Genomic DNA, 812 nt, shown 5'->3' with positions numbered 1-812 from the left:
TGTAATGAGTGTCATGGTCAAGGTCGCAAGCAAAAAACGAAAACACTTAACGTTAAAATCCCAGCTGGCGTGGATACCGGCGATCGCATTCGGCTATCTGGCGAAGGCGAAGCGGGAGAAATGGGTGCACCATCAGGTGATTTATACGTACAAGTACACGTGAAAGAGCATCACATTTTCGAGCGCGACGGCAATAACCTCTATTGTGAAGTGCCAGTAAGCTTTGCTATGGCTGCACTCGGCGGCGAAGTTGAAGTTCCAACACTTGATGGACGAGTAAGCCTAAAAGTGCCGTCAGAAACACAAACTGGCCGTATGTTCCGTATGCGCGGTAAAGGTGTGAAAGGTGTCCGTGGCGGTGGTATTGGTGACTTGATCGTTAAATTGGTTGTAGAAACGCCAGTTAACTTAAGCGCTCGCCAAAAAGAACTGTTGAAAGAGTTTGAAGAGTCTTGTGGCGGTGAAGCTGCAACTAAACACAAACCAAAATCTGAAGGCTTCTTCAATGGTGTGAAGAAGTTCTTTGATGATTTAACCAGCTAAGATAAGTTCATTAAAAGCTCAAAAAACAAAGGCCTGCTGAAACGCAGGCCTTTTTGCATTTGTAGTTTTTTTAATTCCAGCAAGCACTTGGTGATTCAACATTTGTTGACGTTAAAGTGATAGTTGTAGTGCCATTCAAGCACTCGTCGTCGTCCTGCCCAAGATCCGATTTTGCTGTTGCTGTAATGGTGTAGGCTGTGATTGCAGAGCTCACAATATCGAACGAAAATCGATCTGTGTCGGAATCACATAGAGTACAAGCGCCACCA

The 812-nt window shown here is 45.1% G+C and carries 1 protein-coding gene and 1 pseudogene; one reads left to right on the top strand and one right to left on the bottom strand.

Features of this window, described 5'->3' with window-relative positions:
* A partial coding sequence (locus tag R7R24_RS25990) for a DnaJ C-terminal domain-containing protein (protein WP_318120005.1) occupies positions 1-543 on the top strand: 543 nt, incomplete at its 5' end.
* Positions 544-613: 70 nt separating this feature from the next.
* Here the strand turns inward: R7R24_RS25990 and R7R24_RS25985 are convergent.
* A pseudogene (locus R7R24_RS25985) lies at positions 614-812 on the bottom strand (prepilin-type cleavage/methylation domain-containing protein); the annotation flags it as partial.

Source organism: Vibrio sp. 704, assembly GCF_033339295.1.
This window is presented reverse-complemented; position numbering and strand designations above follow the sequence as displayed.